The following is a 19,239-nucleotide window of genomic DNA, read 5'->3' as shown; positions in this document are numbered from 1 at the left end:
TCGTTAATCTTCAGCACAGAGAATTGTTCATTTTTTGAACTTCCTGGTGCGCAATTTATAATGAAAATGAAAACTCAGAGACCGATGTCGCAAGGCTTCCTGCCTGACGGATGGATTTACATGCTAAATCTGATGCGTTTTAATTTCAATGTTAGGTTTATTTCTGTGCTTTCGCTAGTAAACTGATAAGCAGATAAAATAGTGACAAGAGGGACACTGTGGACCCCGTATTTTCTATCGGTATCTCATCATTATGGGATGAACTGCGCCATATGCCAGCCGGCGGTGTCTGGTGGCTTAACGCTGATCGCAATGAAGACGCCCTCAGCATGGTGAATCAAACGATTGCGTCTCAAACGGGCAACGCGAAAGTCGCGGTCATTTGCATGGGGAACGATCAGGAAAAATCGGTCAAATTAGATGAGGCTCACGGCCCGGAAAAAATTCAGTTATTTTCCATGCCGAACTCTGAAAAGGGACTATTCTCCTTGCCCCGCGATTTACTTTGTTCCCTCCAACCCACTCATTATCTTTTTATCCTTATTTGCGCAAATAACGCGTGGCAAAATATATCCTCCGAGCGGTTGCGTCAGTGGCTGGAAAAAATGAATAAATGGACCCAACGCCATCACTGTTCACTGCTGGTCATTAACCCTGGGAGCAATAATGACAAACAGTCATCATTGTTGATGGGAGAATATCGCTCACTTTTCGGTCTCGCCAGTTTACGTTTTCAGGGCGATCAGCATCTGTTCGATATCGCATACTGGTGCAATGAAAAAGGGGTCAGCGCACGTCAGCAACTCACTTTGCGCCATCAGAATAATCGCTGGGAACTGGCTCAGCAGGAAGAAGCGGCGATCCAGCCTCGTAGCGATGAAAAACGGATCCTCAGCAACGTTGCCGTACTCGAAGGCGCTCCTCCGCTCTCTGAGCACTGGATGCTTTTCGACAATAACGAAACCTTATTCAACGAAGCGCGTACCGCTCAGGCGGCGACAATCATTTTCTCTCTGGCCCAGAATAGCCAGATTGAACCGATGGCGCGCAGCATCCATACCCTGCGTCGCCAGCGAGGCAGCGCGCTGAAAATCATTGTGCGGGAAAACACCGCCAGTTTACGCGCCACCGACGAACGTCTGTTATTAGGCTGCGGCGCCAACATGGTCGTTCCGTGGAACGCGCCGCTCTCCCGCTGCCTGACGTTAATTGAAAGCGTTCAGGGGCAACAATTTAGCCGCTACGTACCGGAAGACATCACCACGCTTCTCTCCATGACACAACCGCTAAAACTGCGTGGCTTTCAAAAATGGGATGTCTTCTGCGAAGCAGTGCATAACATGATGGCCAATACGCTGCTTCCCGCAGATGGGAAAGGGGTCATGGTGGCGTTGCGACCGGTGCCTGGCATCCGTGTCGAGCAGGCACTCACATTATGCCGTCCCAACCGCACCGGCGACATCATGACCATTGGCGGCAACCGTCTGGTGCTGTTTCTGTCGTTCTGCCGGGTTAATGATTTGGACACCGCGTTGAACCATATTTTCCCGCTGCCGACAGGCGATATTTTCTCCAACCGTATGGTCTGGTTCGAAGACAGCCTGATCAGCGCCGAACTGGTGCAAATGCGCTTACTGTCGCCAGAGATGTGGGGCAAACCGCTGCCGCTAACACAAGGGCCGAACCCCGTACTGAACGCTGAACACGATGGGCGAGTCTGGCGGCGTATTCCGAAACCATTGCGACTGCAGGATGATGCCGTGGAGCGAACATCATGATGAATATCAATGATATCATTCAAATCATTGTCTTCTGCGCACTGATTTTCTTCCCGCTGGGCTATCTGGCACGCCATTCGCTTCGCCGTATTCGGGACACAGCCCGGCTTTTATTTGCCAAACCTCGCTATGTAAAACCAGCCGGAACCTTGCGCCGCGCTTCGAAAGTCAAGGCAGACAACAAATGACTCAGTATACTCAATCCTCATCAATACCTTCGCCGTTATGGCAATACTGGCGTGGGCTTTCTGGCTGGAATTTTTACTTCCTGGTGAAATTCGGTCTGCTTTGGGCTGGCTATCTCAATTTCCACCCATTACAGAACCTGGTATTCATGGCTTTTTTGCTCATGCCAATACCAAAGTACAGTTTGCATCGCATTCGCCACTGGATTGCTATTCCGATTGGTTTTGCGCTTTTCTGGCATGATACCTGGCTACCCGGCCCGGAAAGCATTATGAGCCAGGGTTCGCAGGTTGCCGGATTTAGCGCCGACTATATGCTTGATCTGGTGACCCGTTTTATCAACTGGCAGATGATTGGCGCGATATTCGTTCTGCTGATCGCCTGGCTGTTCCTGTCGCAGTGGATTCGGGTGACGGTTTTCGTCGTCGCGATCCTCGTTTGGCTTAACGTTCTGACGCTGGCGGGGCCGAACTTCTCTCTGTGGCCAGCAGATCAACCCACCAGTACGGTCACGACCACCGGCGGCTCGGCGGCAGCGACCGTAGCCACTGCGGGCGATACGCCAGTCGTGGGTGATATTCCGGCCCAGACGGCACCGCCAACCACTGCGAATCTGAGTGCCTGGCTGAATACCTTCTACAATGCCGAAGCGAAACGGAAAACGACGTTCCCAAGCTCACTTCCTGCAGATGCTCAACCGTTCGAACTGTTGGTGATCAACATCTGTTCGCTCTCCTGGTCTGATGTTGAAGCCGCAGGACTGGCGTCGCATCCGCTGTGGGCGCATTTCGACATCCTGTTCAAACACTTTAACTCCGCGACCTCTTACAGCGGCCCGGCGGCAATTCGCCTGCTGCGCGCCAGCTGCGGTCAGCCTTCGCATACGAACTTGTATCAACCCGCGGGTAATGACTGCTACCTGTTCGATAATTTGTCGAAGCTGGGTTTCACACAACACCTGATGATGGGGCATAACGGCGAGTTTGGCGGCTTCCTGAAAGAAGTTCGTGAGAATGGCGGTATGCAGAGCGAGCTTATGGACCAGAAAGGTCTGCCTGTCACCCTTCTGGGCTTTGATGGCTCCCCGGTTTATGACGATACCGCAGTTCTCGATCGTTGGCTGGAAACCACCGAGAAAGATCAAAACTCACGGAGCGCGACGTTCTACAACACCCTGCCGCTGCACGACGGAAACCACTTCCCTGGCGTCAGCAAAACGGCGGATTACAAAGTTCGCGCCCAAAAACTGTTCGATGAGATGGATGCCTTCTTCACTGAGCTGGAAAAATCTGGCCGTAAAGTAATGGTAGTGATGGTGCCGGAACACGGCGGCGCGCTGAAGGGCGACAGAATGCAGGTCTCCGGTCTGCGTGATATCCCGAGCCCTTCCATTACCAACGTACCGGCTGCGGTGAAATTCTTCGGGATGAAAGCCCCTCACCAGGGCGCACCGATCGATATAAACCAGCCGAGCAGCTACCAGGCGATCTCCGAACTGGTGGTGCGCGCGCTTGACGGGAAGCTGTTTACAGAAGACAACGTTAACTGGAACCAGCTGACGGGTGGACTGCCGCAGACCGCACCGGTCTCCGAGAACGCCAACGCGGTGGTGATTCAGTATCAGGGTAAACCGTACGTACGCCTCAACGGCGGCGACTGGGTCCCTTATCCGCAGTAAACGAAAAAGGCCGCAGAGTCTCCCCTGCGGCCTGGTTCGGGCGCACGTTGCCATCACGGCAGGCAGACGCCCACAAGGCACATTACTTCCGGTGACGTAGCCAGTTCACGATCAGGCTGACAATAATGCCAGCGATGATCGGAGCCGCCAGATCGTGCCAGAAGGCCGTGCTCAGTTGCATGAGCGTCATAAAACCGCCTGTGTTGCAATGGCAACTGTTCGCGGCTATTCTCAACTTGTCTGGAGTCAAGTTAGCCCCCGTTTTGTTGCCAGGTTTATACCGAACAACGTGCGGGGGTTTTCTCTTTCCAGCAACCGATGCCGCCGGGGATCAAGCCCCCGCAACATTGCGCCTCACCGGGCAAGCCCGGCTTAACGCGGATTCTACGGCAACCCCCACTTCTTATCATCCCGCGCTCCCCACACTGCGTGACGCCTCGCATTTACGGGATTTTCATGACGAACAGTCACTCCACCACTGGAAAGATTCTTGCCAGTTGGCAACTTTCCTGACACCCGCCCCGGCATATAATCCACTAATACACTGATATTAAAGAACTCATTTCATGGCACAGCGATTGCTATATGAGTATGAGCTGTTTTGTTTCGAATCAAAGGAGATATCATGACTGACTGTCGTACTTACGGATTCAACACCCAGATCGTTCACGCGGGGCAACAACCCGATCCTTCCACGGGTGCGCTCAGTACACCGATTTTTCAGACCTCAACATTTGTTTTTGACAGCGCCGAGCAAGGCGCCGCCCGTTTTGCTCTCGAAGAGTCCGGGTACATTTACACTCGCCTTGGCAACCCGACAACCGATGCGCTGGAGAAAAAACTGGCGGTGCTCGAAAGAGGCGAAGCGGCGCTGGCAACGGCCTCGGGTATTTCGGCAATCACCACCACGCTGCTTACACTGTGCCAGCAAGGCGACCATATCGTTTCCGCCAGCGCGATTTATGGCTGCACCCATGCCTTCCTGTCGCACAGTCTGCCGAAGTTCGGCATCAATGTGAGTTTTGTCGATGCCGCCAACCCCGATGAAATTCGTGCAGCGATACGCCCCGAAACCCGGGTTGTCTATATCGAAACGCCCGCCAACCCGACACTCTCACTGGTCGACATTGAAACGGTCGCCGGGATTGTGCATCAGCATGGCGCGCTGCTGGTCGTGGACAATACCTTCATGTCGCCGTATTGCCAGCAACCGCTGCAGCTGGGCGCGGACATCGTGGTGCACAGCGTCACGAAATACATTAACGGTCATGGCGATGTCATTGGCGGCGTTATCGTCGGTGGGCAGGCATTTATCGACCAGGCTCGTTTTGTCGGTCTTAAAGACATCACCGGCGGCTGTATGAGCCCCTTCAACGCCTGGCTCACGCTACGCGGGATTAAAACGCTGGGTATCCGCATGGAACGCCACTGCGAAAACGCGCTAAAAATTGCCCGTTTTCTGGAAAATCACCCGGCAATTACGCGTGTTTACTATCCCGGGTTGCCATCGCACCCGCAGTACGATCTTGGTAAGCGGCAAATGAGCCTGCCGGGCGGCATTATTAGCTTTGAAATTGCAGGCGGAATCGAGGCTGGCAGACGAATGATCAATTCTGTAGAATTGTGCCTCCTCGCGGTCAGTCTCGGTGATACCGAAACCCTCATTCAGCATCCTGCGTCTATGACACATTCGCCTGTTGCACCAGAGGAACGGCTAAAAGCAGGTATTACCGACGGACTTATCCGTCTTTCTGTGGGTCTTGAAGATCCCGAAGATATTATTAACGACCTTGAAAATGCCATCAGAAAGGCAACGTTCTGACCATGACGCCCTGGGCCGACATCACCGGTCCAGGGGGATGAAATCAAGGCACAAACAGCCTGGCTATACGCCTCATCCTTCGCCATGAAGCGCCCCGGAGGATGATGTGTATTTTGGGCAGGGGGCTCTATGCAGGACAACACAATACAATTAAGTAACAATAAAGCAACCATTACGCCATCCTCAAAAAAATTACCGTTTACAAAATATGATTTTGGCTGGGTGTTATTATGCATCGGTATGGCCATTGGCGCGGGAACCGTCCTGATGCCCGTGCAAATCGGTTTGACCGGAATCTGGGTATTTATCGTCGCCTTTATTATTGCCTATCCTGCGACCTATATTGTGCAGGATATTTATTTAAAGACATTATCTGAAAGTGAAACCTGTAACGATTACACCGATATTATCAGCCACTATCTGGGTAAAAACTGGGGTGTATTTCTGGGAGTAATTTACTTCCTGATGATTATCCACGGTATTTTTATCTACTCGTTATCCGTTGTATTTGACAGCGCATCGTATATTAAAACATTTGGTCTGACAGATGCAGACCTCTCGCAATCCATCCTCTACAAAGTGGCGATCTTTGCCCTCCTTGTCGCCATTGCCTCCGGCGGCGAAAAGTTACTGTTTAAAATCTCAGGGCCGATGGTGGTGGTGAAAGTCGGCATCATTGTCGTGTTTGGTTTCGCCATGGTTCCACACTGGAATTTCAGTAACATAACGGCATTTCCACAGGCGTCGGTCTTCTTCCGCGACGTTTTGCTGACGGTTCCTTTTTGCTTTTTCTCTGCGGTATTTATTCAGGTGCTAAACCCGATGAATATCGCCTACCGCAAACGCGAGGCCGACCGGGTTCTGGCAACCCGAATGGCGATCCGTACGCACCGTATTAGCTACATCACTCTGATTGCGGTTATTTTATTCTTCTCCTTCTCGTTTACGTTTTCGATTAGCCACGAAGAAGCCGTTTCCGCTTTTGAACAAAATATCTCCGCACTGGCGCTGGCGGCGCAGGTGATTCCGGGGAAAATTATTCACATCACCTCTACGATATTAAATATCTTCGCAGTGCTAACGGCCTTTTTTGGTATTTATCTCGGTTTTCATGAAGCGATGAAAGGCATTATCCTTAATTTACTGAGTCGCGTAATTAACGTTGAGAAAATTAGCCCACTGACGCTCACCCTGGGTATTTGTACTTTTATTGTCATCACACTGGTTATTTGGGTCTCTTTCCGCGTCTCGGTACTTTTATTCTTCCAGTTGGGTAGCCCGCTCTATGGAATTGTTTCCTGTATCATTCCTTTCTTCCTGATCTATAAAGTCAAGCAACTGGAAAAACTGCGCGGCCTGCGAACCTGGCTGATTTTGCTGTACGGGATCCTGCTGTGCCTTTCACCGCTATTGAAGCTGATTGAATAATTCGGGTTAAGCGCCGTCAGTGGCTCCTGCGAATGGCGGCGCTTAATGAACATCCTCAAGTTGATAACTACGGATCTTATTCAGCACGGTGGTATGCGAGACGCCAAGCGCTTTTGCAATATCCCGTGACGAGACGTTCTCGCCGACCATCTGCTCAATGATTTTGCGCTCTGCATGCTGAACCTGCTCTTTAAACGGGAATGCCGTTCCCTGCGTTATATTTGGGCATTCATCAACCGGCAAACTCACCAGGCGTAAATCCTCCGTCGTTATCACATCACACTCAGACATTAGCATCAGCCGGATGATGGCGTTTTCCAGTTCTCTGACATTACCCGGCCAGCGATGACGAAGTAAAAATGAAAAACAGGCTCTGTCCAGAATAAGCCGCCGCTGAAATTCCTTTGCATATTTATGGACAAAGTGGCGGATCAGCAAGGCGATATCCTCCGGACGCTCGCGAAGCGGAGGGATAGTGAGCGAAAGGACATTAATACGATAATAAAGATCGGCGCGCAGTTGGCGCAGTTCAACCATCTCTTCCAGGTTAGCGTTGGTAGCGACAATAATACGCGCATTAACCGGAATAACGTGTGAACCACCCACCCGGCGAATGCCACCGTCCTGCAACACACGCAACAATTTAACCTGAAGATTCAACGGCATTTCACCGAACTCATCCAGAAAAAGCGTACCGTGGTCCGCCATCTCGAAGAGCCCTTTTTTCCCTTTGCTATCAGCACCGCTGAATGCCCCTTTTTCATAGCCGAAAAATTCACTCTCCATCAGCGTTTCAGGAAGTGCGGAACAGTTCACGGGGATAAAAGGATAAAAACGACGTTGCCCGGAATTATGAATGGCGCGCGCCAGCAATTCCTTACCGGTTCCGGTTTCACCCCGGATCAACACCGTATATTTGCTGTCGGCAATTTTTATCGCTTTTTCAATCAGCGACTGCATGCCCGGACTGCTGCAAATAATATCGGAGAAATAGCGCGGGCGTGCCAGTTCTGACGACGATCGCTCAGTCATATCTTCGGAAAGGTAAGCAACATTGATAATGTCTGCGCGCTGGCATAACCGTTTCTGCACGCTGGAAATATCCTGCAAATGGCGACACCAGGATTTAATCAGGATCCTGCCTGCCGTGACTTTCATCGAGATAATATTAATGTCGCAGCAGGAGAACTCCTTGAGGACATCCTCAACCATGGACAGACGATCGATTGTCCTGATATCCCAACGTATCGTGACCACGTTTGCTCCATTTCATTCAGCAACTGCGATTTAACCGATAATTCTGTGACATTACGAAATCTGCATACATTCTAACCTACGCGGAATTATCTTCTGCCTATGGACTCACATTGTGGACTCAAAAATAAAATATAAAAAAACCGGAGCACAAGGCTCCGGTTATGAGGGGATACCCGGCAGTTATTGCTGCGGGTTTTCATCCTGATCAACAGCGAAGCAGGCCACCAGCTGACCACGGTAGTCTTTAAGCTGCGGCTGCAACTGGGTGCAGGGACCGAAGCGACGACGACAGCGAGCATTGAAGGCACACCCCGGCGGCGGATTCAGCGGGCTTGGCAGTTCGCCGGTCAGTTTGATGCGCTCGCGGCGATCGTCCGGGTTCAGACGCGGCGTTGCTGAAAGCAGAGCCTGCGTATACGGATGGCGAGGATTGCTGAAGATCTGCTCTTTCGTCCCTTTCTCCACGCAGCGACCTAAATACATCACCATCACTTCATCGGCAATGTGTTCCACCACCGACAGGTCGTGCGAAATAAAGACGTAAGAGAGCCCCAAATCCTGCTGCAAATCCATCATCAGATTCAGTACCTGCGCGCGCACGGAAACGTCCAGCGCGGAGACCGGTTCATCAGCAATCACTACATCCGGATCGAGCATCAGCCCGCGTGCGATGGCGATACGCTGCCGCTGACCGCCGGAGAACATGTGCGGATAGCGATCATAATGCTCGGTTTTAAGACCGACTTTCGCCATCATCGCCAGCGCTTTTTCACGGCGCTGCTCTTTGCTGAGTGAGGTGTTAATCAGCAGCGGTTCTTCCAGAATCTGTCCCACCTTTTTACGCGGGTTCAGAGAACCGTACGGGTTCTGGAACACGATCTGGATTTTCTGCCGACGCAGTTTCTGCGCCTGCGGATCGTGCTTGAGCAGATCCTGCCCCTGATAATACAGCTCACCGCCGGTCGGGGTTTCAATCATCGTCAACAGGCGACCAAGCGTGGATTTCCCACAGCCTGACTCGCCCACCACCGCCAGGGTTTTACCGCGCTCAAGGGTAAACGAAACGCCATCCAGCGCTTTTACCAGCCGTTCAGGGGCAAACAGCCCCTTTTTCACCGGATAGTATTTCTTCAGATCGATTGCCTGCAACAGCGGTTGCTGCGAGGTGGCCTCGTGCGTACTCATAGTGTTGGCCTCCCGGCATCATCGAGTGGGTAGTGGCATTTCGACTGGCGACCTTCACCCAGTTGCATCAGTTCCGGCTCTTCGCCACGGCATTTGTCCGTCGCATACGGGCAGCGGGGATTCAGCAGACAGCCGTTCGGGCGGTCGTATTTTCCCGGCACCACACCCGGCAGCGAGGCCAGCCGCGCCTTGTCCTGCGCAAATTCAGGCAATGCGCGTAACAGCGCCTGAGTATACGGATGTCGCGGGGCGCGGAAGATATCATGCGCATTGCCCGTTTCCACCACCTGACCGGCATACATCACAATGATTTTGTGCGCAGCCTCCGCCACCAGCGCGAGGTCATGGGTAATCAACACCAGCGCCATGTTCTCTTTCTGCTGCAGTTCCAGCAGCAGCTCGATGATTTGCGCCTGGATAGTCACATCCAGCGCGGTGGTCGGTTCATCGGCAATCAGCAGCTTTGGCCGACAGGCGATGGCCATCGCAATCATCACACGCTGGCTCATCCCACCGGACAACTGGTGCGGATAGACGTCCAGGCGCGAGGCCGGGTCGGGAATGCCGACCAGGTTTAACAGGTCTATCGCACGCTGAATACGGGTTTTCTTGTTGCCGCCCTGATGCACCTTGATGGCCTCCATAATCTGGAAACCCACGGTATAACAAGGATTAAGGCTGGTCATCGGGTCCTGGAAAATCATCGCCACTTCGGCGCCAACCAGGTTGCGGCGCTCTTTCTCAGAGATCCGCTTCAGATCCTGGCCGTTAAACTCCAGCTTTTCCGCCATCACCCGACCGGGATAATCAATCAGTCCCATGATCGCCAGCGAACTGACCGATTTACCCGAGCCGGACTCACCCACAATACCGACCACTTCACCCTGATTTACGCTATAGCTGATACGGTCTACGGCGCGAAACGGTGTACCTTCGTCGCCGAAGTGCACCGATAATTTGTCTACATTTAATAACGCCATCTCGAACCTCTTACTGCTTCAGTTTGGGATCGAGCGCGTCACGCAGACCGTCACCCATCAGGTTAAATGCCAGCACCGTCAGCAGGATCGCCAGACCCGGGAAGGTCACGACCCACCAGGCACTTTGCGCGAACTGCAACACGTCGGAGAGCATGGTGCCCCACTCCGGCGTCGGCGGCTGCGCGCCCATACCCAGGAAGCCAAGGGCGGCCATATCGAGAATGGCGTTAGAAAAACCGAGCGACGCCTGAACGATCAACGGCGCAAGGCAGTTAGGGAATATATTGACGAACATCTGACGCATCGCGCCAGCACCCGCCACGCGGGAAGCAGTAACGTAATCGCGGTTCACCTCGACCAGCACCGCAGCGCGCGTTAAACGAACGTAGTGCGGCAACGCCACGAACGTCAGCGCCAGCGCGGCATTACCAATTGAAGGGCCAAAAATCGCCACCAATACCAACGCCAACAGCAGGCTTGGCAGGGCCAGCATGATATCGACCACGCGCATAATGATGTTATCGACGATACCGCCGAAGTATCCCGCCACCAGTCCCAGCACGACGCCCATGATCAGCGACAGCACCACCACCAGACAGCCGACCAGCAGCGATAAACGCGCGCCGTACATCAGACGTGACAGCACATCACGGCCCACGTCGTCAGTCCCCAGCAGGTGCGCCATCGTGCCGCCTTCCTGCCATGCAGGCGGTGCCAGCAGCACATCACGGAACTGATCTGCCGGATTATAGGGGGAGAGGAAGTTTGCAAAGGCGGCAATCAGGATCATGATGACGACATACGCCAGACCGACAACGGCACCCTTGTTGCGTTTAAAATAGTGCCAGAACTCCTGCAGCGGGGTCATCGGCACCGGTGCAGTAATAACTTTATTTTCAGTAACCTGTGACATGATGGCCCCTTACTTCTTATGACGAATACGCGGGTTCACCACGCCGTACAGCAGATCGACCAGCAGGTTGACGAGAATAATCATCGTCGCCACCAGCAACACGCCGCCTTGTACCACCGGATAATCACGACGTTGCAACGCATCAATCAGCCAGCGCCCAAGTCCAGGCCACGAGAAGATAGTTTCGGTCAGGATCGCCCCTGCCAGTAGCGTCCCCACCTGCAAACCAATCACGGTCACGACAGGCAGCATGGCGTTACGCAGGGCGTGAATGACGATCACGCGCATCCTGGTGAGCCCTTTGGCGCGCGCGGTACGGATGTAATCCTCACCCAGCACTTCCAGCATCGAGGAACGTGTCATACGCACAATCACCGCCAGTGGGATGGTGCCAAGCACCATGGCAGGCAGGACCATATGCGCCAGCGCATCAATAAAGTTGCCCTCTTCACCCCAGATGGCCGTGTCGATCAGCATAAAGCCGGTCAACGGATTGGTGTCGTCAAGGAACACCATATCGCTCACCCGCCCGGAAACCGGCGTCAGGTTCCAGTGCACGGAGACCAACATAATCAGCATCATGCCCCACCAAAAAATAGGCATGGAGTAACCGGTCAGCGCAAGGCCAACGGCGGTGTGATCGAAAATGGAACCGCGCTTGACGGCGGCGAGTACCCCGACCGGAATCCCGACCGCAGTCGCGAAAATCATGGCGCAGACACCCAGCTCCAGCGTCGCTTTAAAGCGAGGGACGAACTCTTCCCACACCGGTAAGCGGCTTTTCAGCGAGATGCCCAAATCACCATGCATAACCCCCCAAATGTAATGGAGGTACTGCTGCCACATCGGTTTATCAAGACCGAGTTCTGCCAGCAATTGAGCGTGACGCTCAGGGGAGATACCACGCTCACCCGCCATGATCATCACCGGATCGCCGGGGATCATATGAACGAAGGCAAAGGTGAGAAGAGTGATACCGATAAACGTGGGGATGACGAGTCCCAAACGTCGGAGAATGAACTGCAACATAACCCGGATTCTCTCTAATGACGCGCCGCCTGGTGACAGTGCGTCTGTATTGCTCACAAATCTTATCTCCCCCTCATGCGAGAAGGAGATAAAGCATTACTGCCGGGTGCGGTACGCGGACCGACTTAACGGTGCGTAGCGCCTCCCGGCGTTGCTTTTAATTATTCGACAGAGACGTTTTCGAAGTGGTGTTTGCCTAATGGATCAACCACATAGCCTTTGACTTCTTTACGCACTGGCTCATACACGGTGGAGTGAGCAACGATCAGCGCAGGTGCCTGGTCATGCATCACTACCTGAGCCTGCTTGTAGAGCTCAATACGCTTGTTGTGGTCGTCGGTCGCGCGTGCCGGTTGAATCAGGTCTTCAAACGGCTTGTAGCACCAGCGAGAATAGTTGGAACCGTCTTTCGCCGCGGCGCAGCTGAACAGGGTGGCGAAGAAGTTATCCGGATCCCCGTTGTCGCCGGTCCAGCCCATCATTACGGCCTGGTGTTCACCCGCTTTGGCGCGTTTCAGATACTCGCCCCACTCGTAGGTCACGATCTTGGCCTGAACGCCAATCTTCGCCCAGTCGGCCTGAACCATCTCGGCCATACGGCGAGCGTTCGGGTTATATGGACGCTGTACTGGCATTGCCCACAACTCAACGGTAAAGCCTTTATCCTGACCGGCTTCTTTCAGCAGCGCTTTGGCTTTTTCCGGGTCATAGCTGTAGTCTTTAACGTCGTCGTTATAGCCCCACATGGTTGGCGGGATCAGGTTCTTCGCCGCAACGCCAGCACCCTGGTACACCGCTTTAATGATCGCGTCTTTGTTTACCGCATAGGTCAGCGCCTGACGGACTTTCACATCATCAAACGGTTTTTTCTCGGTGTTGAAGGAGAGATAGCCGACGTTCAGACCCGCCTGCTCCATCAGGTTGATGCTTTTGTCCTGCTTCATGCGCGCGATGTCCGCCGGATTCGGGTACGGCATCACCTGGCATTCGTTCTTCTGCAGTTTGGCGTAACGCACAGACGCGTCAGGCGTGATGGAGAAAACCAGACGATCGATCTGCGGCTTGGTGCCCCAGTAGCCCGGGAACGCTTTGTAGAGAATACGGGAGTCTTTCTGGTACTGCAGCAACTGGAACGGACCGGTACCGATTGGGTTCAGATCGACTTTTTCCGGCGAACCGGCTTTCAGCATGTTGTCTGCATATTCTTTGGAAAGAATAGAGGCGAAGTCCATTGCCAGGTCAGCAAGGAACGGCGCTTCCGGACGCGTCAGCACGAACTGAACGGTACTGTCGTCGACTTTCTTCACTTCGCTAATCAGGTCAGGCAGACCCATCCCTTCAAAGTATTCATAGCTGCCGCCAGAGACTTTGTGGTACGGGTTCTGTGCATTTTTCTGACGATCAAAGGAGAACACGACGTCATCAGCATTAAAGTCACGCGTCGGTTTAAATTCTTTGTTGTCCTGCCACTTCACGCCTTTGCGTAAATGGAAGGTATAGGTTTTACCGTCTTCGCTGACTTCCCACTTTTCAGCAAGGCCAGGAATGACTTCGGTCGTACCGATTTTAAATTCTACCAGACGGTTATAGATAGGTACTGAGCTGGCGTCATAGGTTGTGCCAGAGGTGAACAACTGCGGGTTGAACCCTTCAGGAGATCCTTCTGAACAATAAACCAGAGTTTTAGCCTGTACACTTGCTGCGACAGTCATAGCCACAAGGCTCAGACCAAGCTTCAGCATCCCTGACTTCTTCAAGGAAATACTCATTCTTCTGCTCCAATTGTGATGTTTTGTTGTTTTACCCTTTGCAGTGGGCTGCACCGCCTGGCCTTTTTTGTTTTTTACCCGGCCGGGTCGGCGTTAAGAGGATGGGGATTCCGTTCACATAAACGACTGAGTTGCAGTGCGGATTCTCCATGAAATGCCCCTCATGCCCTACAATCTGTCAACAGAATGTGAAAACGTCAATACAGCTAACCACGATTTACAACAATGGTGAGAATTCACAAACAAAGATTAAAAAAACTTCGGACCACTATTTTCAGCAGAGAAATTTGTGCTACGCGGACAACGCCAGAATTAATCTCTTCATACTTCGCAACATTTGGTGGTTAACGTTTGTGCATATTATGAAAAATTTCTGACGAGATGCTGCATATCTGAGCGATTAATATCATGAACGTTAAAGCGCACAGCGGAAAATGCTGGGTTCAGCCATAAGTAACACCCGAAAAAGATTCAAGCACATATCAAAAAAGACAATGGAATATGTCACAAAATCGTTAACACTCAGTGAGAATTGGGGCGCGTTTTTGTCGCAATAGTGCAGATCGGTCACAGGCGGGATTAGGCGCGCAAATTGCCTGGTGACACTTCGCCCGTAGGCCGGATAAGGCGCTTGCGCCGCCATCCGGCAATGCCGGGTACGATGTGGTGTTTTTGCCTGATGGCGCTTCGCTTATCAGGCCTACGAATGCAAAAAAGCCTGCTCAAGAGCAGGCTTTTTGAATTTGGTCGGTGATAGAGGATTACTCGCCACTGCGTGGCTCGCCCTGCGGGCCGTTGCTGACGCAACGTTGTCTCGCTTCGCTCGGCTCGAACCTCTTCCCCCGGAGGTTCTCATCCTCACTGGCTTTAGATGCAAAAAAGCCTGCTCAAGAGCAGGCTTTTTAAATTTGGTCGGTGATAGAGGATTCGAACCTCCGACCCCTTCGTCCCGAACGAAGTGCGCTACCAGGCTGCGCCAATCACCGAATGCGGGGCGCATATTACTGCTGAGGTGCGCGCCCGTCAATCCCTTAGTATCAAAATGCCATCTAATAGGCGAGAAAGTCAGCAGCGCGGTTAGTTCGCTGCGGCTTTCCCCGCTTCAGGAATACGGCACCAGTTACTGTTCTCATTGATTCCGCCATCTGGCGAGGTAAAGCCGAGGCAACCCATAATGGTGTCGTAGAGTTCAACATGACGACGCGGCACCTTCATTTCGGCTTCCTGCTTCAACTGAGCAAACATCTGCGCATGTTGCGGATTCTCAAGATACTTGTCGGACATCCAGACCAGCATAGGCACGCGGAACTGCTCTGGCGGCGCCATATTACGCGGCGTACCGTGCAGATGCTCACGCTCATTGATCGACTCACCATGATCCGCTGCATAGAACACAATGGCTTTCTTATCGCGCAACTGGTCAAAAACGCTGGTAATAAAATGGTCAACGTAAGTCACTGAGTTATCGTAAGAGTTGATCATCTGGGCTCTGGTACAGCCGTTATCCACCCCGACACACTCCGGCGTCCATTGCGCATAGCTACGCGGATAGCGCTGGGTGTAGTTAAAGTGCGACCCTTTGGTATGCAGAATAATCAAATGCTTACCGTCAGCATTACGCTTTAATGACTGCTGCATTTCCTCAACCAACAGCATGTCATCGACAGTCTTGCCACGGTTGCGCGGCTCGGCGCCAATCTGCTCACGATAGGCGATATTATCGGCCATCGTGTTGCTGTAGAACCACATCTCGCTCTGCATCGCATACAGATCTGAGCTGAAACCTAACTGCTTAAGCACCGCAAAAATGTTCTGCTCTTTCAACGTACGTTGCGGATTATCTTCCGCCCCGCCCTGACGCACGAACATGCAACGCAGGGAGAGTTTTGTCGCGGTGTCGCATGAGTAACCACGGAATGCCGCCAGGTTTTTCTCCTGAGCCAGCTTCGGCGTGGTATTTCGTTCATAGCCGAAAATACCCATGTGATCCCAGCGCGTCGTTTCGCCAATGATGAACACCACATACGTATCATCAATGTCTTTTGGCGCAACGTAGGTGAATTTCTTGGCAGGGTTCATTAACGACTTATTATCGGAGGATTCATCCACCTGCGCCCAGGCGTACAGACCCAACGCGGATAACCAGTTTGATGGCAGGTAAGAGTTTGCCACCACGCCGCCATAACTGGGTAAATCGACCCCCGTCGCCCGCTCAACTTTCTTCTGCTGTACGTCAAGCAAACGAATCGGCGCCCAGACCATCACCCCGGAAAGCACGACAACGGCCACGCTGCGAACGCGCAGACCCGGCGTGCGCAACTGGCGCAGTAGCGTGTAGCGGCAGCGGTTGCTCCAGATAAAAAACAGCGGCAGGATGCTCACCGCCACTAACCATAGAATGAAATGCAGCCCCACAACCTCTTTCGATAAGTCAATATCGGTAGTCATGACAGAGGCCACAATGCCGTAGCCGATGACCACATTCAGGAAGGTCATGTAATAACTGGCGCCAGCGGAAAAGAGCACGACCAGCGTAGTGAGTACACGCCAGGCTCGTCGGCCAAACAGCGAGAGAAGGCGTAACAAAAAGAACGTGACGAGAACAGTGCCCGCCAACTCGACAGCCGCAGAGAGTCCTTTCCAGACGGTAAATTCTTGCGCGTAGCTACCGAAGCGACGGTAAAATACAGCACAATTCATAAACAGACCGATATAAAGCGCCAGCAAGAAGCTAAGCCTTTGCTGCGTTATCGACTTAATGTATCTCATGCAAACAAACCCTGGGAGTCGGGATTAAAACTGCCTGCGCAACGGTCAAACAGACCGGACAGGTGAAAATGCGGAAGTAGTAGTATCAGGACAATCTACAAGCGCGGCTAAGTAGACCACAAGAAGAGGAAAAAGTGTCTACAAAGTGTGTGATCAAAGCATAGATTTACAAAAATGCAAGAATCAATGCACAAATTATCAGTGATGGCAGGCGGGGAATACGAAAAAAGGCCAGTCATTACACTGGCCTTTTCAACGTGTTTATCAGGTCCGAGGGTTACGCATGCACCGCTTCGAGTCGTTCTTGTTTCGGCTGGCGAATCGTCGTGGAAAGCGCCAGAGAGAGAATCAACAACGCGAAGATAACGCAGAAGGTGACGTAAAACCCACCGAACAGGGACGCAATCAGCGAACCGCAGATACTGCCGATACCAAAGCCCAGATAAATAACACCGTAGTTTTTCGCCAGATTATTCAGGCCGAAGAACTCGCTGACCAGTGATGGGTACACCGTGATCGTGCCGCCAAAGTTGAAAGCAACACAGGCGATAGCAGCAAAGAACGTCACCTCATTCAGCGGGGCGAAAAGCAGGGCCGCCATACCCACCAGTGAAATGACCTGGCCGATTGTGATCACCCGGATACGGGACATTTTGTCAGACAGGATACCCAGCACCAGACGACCAGACAGGTTGGCGATAGAGATGACGGTCACTGCATTTGCCGCCGTCGCAACGTCCATATGCACCAGACCCTGAGCAATATCTTTCGCCACACCAATAACATACAAACCGCTCATACAAGCTGTCAGGAACATCACTGCCAGCATCCAGTACTGAGGTTTGCGCATGGATTCCGCCAGCGTGTAGTCGTTCTCCATTACGCCGTTTTTCGCTTTAACTTCCTGATTCGGTGCGTCTTTCATCAGCGTGGCGCCAAAGACAATCATCACCAGCGCAATCGCGCCCCAAATCATGAACGTTTTTTCCAGACCGACGCTTGCCAGAAGATGGCTATCGATAAATTTGAAGCCCAGGCTGCCCAGACCATAAGAACCAATCGCAAAAGCAGAAATCAGACCTTTGCGCTCCGGGAACCACTTCACGCAGTTGGAGAGGGTTAACAGGTATCCTGCGCCATCCGCCAGGCCGACCAACACACCGGCACTTAGCCAAAGCATGATCAGGTTGTCAGAGTGAGCGGTCAGGAAGAACCCCACGCCCAGCATAATCCCTGAAGCCATCGTGACGCGTTTCACGCCGAAACGTTCCTGAAGCTTCCCGGCAACGGAGGAAGAGATCGCCAGGCCCAGGCTCAACAGACCGAATGAGAACGCGACCTGACTGACGGGCGCATTCAGTTTTTCAGAGAGCGCGCCATTAAACAGGCTCCAGGTGTAAACAGAGCCTAACGCAAATTGTGTAATGATGGTGCCGATAAGCGTTAACCAACGGGTGCGCTGATAATCAGAATTTTTCATGGCCGTCTTCCTGCATAAACAAATGGAGTCATTCACTGCTGACCACAATAACGAAGTGCTTTTTATGCAGGGAAAAAACGGCATGAAATGCCATCAGAACGGAATGAAATGCCTGGATTGCGGAATGAATGACGAGACAAATAAGCGATGTGCTGATTTTTTTTGAGTCAGTTAGTACACACTATCGATGAGAACGGTGTAAATATTGAATGCGCCGTGTGAATAAATTGTTTTAATTACGTATCCATATTGATCAGAATCTGGCGCTTACCCCCATGGTGTAAAGATAGTCACTGGTATTCGCGCTATTTTCCGCCTGCGAGAGCGCCGCATAGGCCGCCATATGAGGGTTCAGCAACATATCCGCGCCCACGGTTACATCCAGCCAGTTATTCTCCTGGCTTGTGGCTGTCATTCGGCTCAACCCCGATTGCGCTTTCCAGATATTTTCCCCGAATTGCTGGTTGTAGCTAATTTGCGCCCAGGGCCGCACATCGCCGAACTGCGAATTAACTCGCCAGCCTAGCGTACTGACACTGGCATGCCACAAGGGATCGGTCAGCGTTTGCGTCGTCACGCTATCGCCAAATTCGTTGTACGCCGTGGTAGTCGAGCCGTCGTAATGCAGGGCGGCAATGGGCCCTGTGGTGACCCGCTCCGAAACGGGGATGTTCCAGCCCATGCTCATACCGCTGGTCGACTCTACCGGCGATTCATCCGCCAGACTGACCACCAGCCCAGGCGAATGCTGAGCAGCGCTAATACGTTCTGCCAGAATATCGTTATAACTTGGTTGGTGATCGCTATCCCATGTATAACGTTCTGTCGTATGACCCGAAACGGCATCAACGATATATTCTTGTTGCCAGGCATAAGCTGTGTTGATGTAAAACGAACAGACTACTACGCTCGCCATCACGCATAACGCCCGGCGACCACTGCATTTTTTTATAATCATCAACGCG

Annotated in this window: 15 protein-coding genes, 1 tRNA gene and 1 other RNA gene; 5 read left to right on the top strand and 12 right to left on the bottom strand. The window is 52.5% G+C overall.

The genetic code is table 11. The features are described from left to right. The first annotated feature begins 218 nt into the window (after positions 1-218). The 3 genes from bcsE to bcsG are packed head-to-tail and all read left to right on the top strand — an operon-like array spanning position 219 to position 3,642. Positions 219-1,778, top strand: a complete 1,560-nt coding sequence (gene bcsE / locus AC07NP_RS04155; RefSeq protein ID WP_494659664.1) for a cellulose biosynthesis c-di-GMP-binding protein BcsE — start codon at positions 219-221, stop codon at positions 1,776-1,778. Further along, a complete protein-coding gene (gene bcsF / locus AC07NP_RS04150) occupies positions 1,775-1,966 on the top strand; it encodes a cellulose biosynthesis protein BcsF (protein WP_192614165.1) in 192 nt (63 codons plus the stop codon). The genes bcsE and bcsF overlap by 4 nt, the downstream gene beginning before the upstream one ends. Next, positions 1,963-3,642: a cellulose biosynthesis protein BcsG gene (gene bcsG / locus AC07NP_RS04145; RefSeq protein WP_494659663.1), complete on the top strand. Its 1,680-nt coding sequence runs from the start codon at positions 1,963-1,965 to the stop codon at positions 3,640-3,642. Before bcsF ends, bcsG begins: the two co-directional genes overlap by 4 nt. 82 nt (positions 3,643-3,724) lie before the next feature. Here the strand turns inward: bcsG and AC07NP_RS04140 are convergent, their stop codons facing one another. Further along, positions 3,725-3,832 (bottom strand): type I toxin-antitoxin system toxin Ldr family protein, encoded by a 108-nt coding sequence (locus AC07NP_RS04140; protein WP_494659662.1) that lies wholly within the window; start codon positions 3,830-3,832, stop codon positions 3,725-3,727. A gap of 435 nt (positions 3,833-4,267) precedes the next feature. On the opposite strand from AC07NP_RS04140, the gene megL reads away from it, so the two are divergent. Together megL and AC07NP_RS04130 are read left to right on the top strand one after the other, a co-directional pair. Further along, positions 4,268-5,464, top strand: coding sequence for a methionine gamma-lyase (gene megL, locus AC07NP_RS04135; RefSeq protein WP_494659661.1), 1,197 nt, complete (start codon positions 4,268-4,270; stop codon positions 5,462-5,464). Between the two features lie 129 nt (positions 5,465-5,593). After that, complete coding sequence (locus AC07NP_RS04130) at positions 5,594-6,892, top strand: aromatic amino acid transport family protein (RefSeq protein ID WP_494659660.1); 1,299 nt, start codon at positions 5,594-5,596, stop codon at positions 6,890-6,892. A gap of 42 nt (positions 6,893-6,934) precedes the next feature. Here AC07NP_RS04130 and AC07NP_RS04125 read toward each other — a convergent pair whose 3' ends face one another. The 11 genes from AC07NP_RS04125 to AC07NP_RS04075 form a co-directional block, all read right to left on the bottom strand. Next, positions 6,935-8,149: a sigma-54 interaction domain-containing protein gene (locus AC07NP_RS04125; protein ID WP_494659659.1), complete on the bottom strand. Its 1,215-nt coding sequence runs from the start codon at positions 8,147-8,149 to the stop codon at positions 6,935-6,937. Between the two features lie 180 nt (positions 8,150-8,329). Beyond that, positions 8,330-9,334, bottom strand: a complete 1,005-nt coding sequence (gene dppF / locus AC07NP_RS04120) for a dipeptide ABC transporter ATP-binding subunit DppF (protein ID WP_494659658.1) — start codon at positions 9,332-9,334, stop codon at positions 8,330-8,332. Beyond that, positions 9,331-10,314 (bottom strand): dipeptide ABC transporter ATP-binding protein, encoded by a 984-nt coding sequence (gene dppD / locus AC07NP_RS04115; RefSeq protein WP_494659657.1) that lies wholly within the window; start codon positions 10,312-10,314, stop codon positions 9,331-9,333. The genes dppF and dppD overlap by 4 nt, the downstream gene beginning before the upstream one ends. A gap of 10 nt (positions 10,315-10,324) precedes the next feature. Next, positions 10,325-11,227 (bottom strand): dipeptide ABC transporter permease DppC, encoded by a 903-nt coding sequence (dppC, locus tag AC07NP_RS04110; protein WP_494659656.1) that lies wholly within the window; start codon positions 11,225-11,227, stop codon positions 10,325-10,327. A gap of 9 nt (positions 11,228-11,236) precedes the next feature. After that, a complete protein-coding gene (gene dppB / locus AC07NP_RS04105) occupies positions 11,237-12,256 on the bottom strand; it encodes a dipeptide ABC transporter permease DppB (protein ID WP_192614156.1) in 1,020 nt (339 codons plus the stop codon). A gap of 161 nt (positions 12,257-12,417) precedes the next feature. After that, a complete protein-coding gene (gene dppA / locus AC07NP_RS04100) occupies positions 12,418-14,025 on the bottom strand; it encodes a dipeptide ABC transporter periplasmic-binding protein DppA (protein WP_494659655.1) in 1,608 nt (535 codons plus the stop codon). Positions 14,026-14,769: 744 nt separating this feature from the next. Continuing rightward, positions 14,770-14,902: non-coding RNA, RtT sRNA (locus tag AC07NP_RS04095), on the bottom strand. Between the two features lie 32 nt (positions 14,903-14,934). Continuing rightward, positions 14,935-15,011 (bottom strand) — tRNA-Pro (locus tag AC07NP_RS04090). Positions 15,012-15,102: 91 nt separating this feature from the next. After that, positions 15,103-16,794, bottom strand: a complete 1,692-nt coding sequence (gene eptB, locus AC07NP_RS04085) for a kdo(2)-lipid A phosphoethanolamine 7''-transferase (RefSeq protein WP_494659654.1) — start codon at positions 16,792-16,794, stop codon at positions 15,103-15,105. A 277-nt stretch (positions 16,795-17,071) separates the two neighbouring features. Beyond that, positions 17,072-18,274, bottom strand: coding sequence for an L-lactate MFS transporter (locus AC07NP_RS04080; RefSeq protein WP_192614153.1), 1,203 nt, complete (start codon positions 18,272-18,274; stop codon positions 17,072-17,074). A 253-nt stretch (positions 18,275-18,527) separates the two neighbouring features. Next, positions 18,528-19,232, bottom strand: a complete 705-nt coding sequence (locus AC07NP_RS04075; RefSeq protein ID WP_494659653.1) for an autotransporter domain-containing protein — start codon at positions 19,230-19,232, stop codon at positions 18,528-18,530. Positions 19,233-19,239 lie beyond the last annotated feature (7 nt).

The organism is Citrobacter sp. GW821-FHT07H02, assembly GCF_059418505.1.
This window is presented reverse-complemented; position numbering and strand designations above follow the sequence as displayed.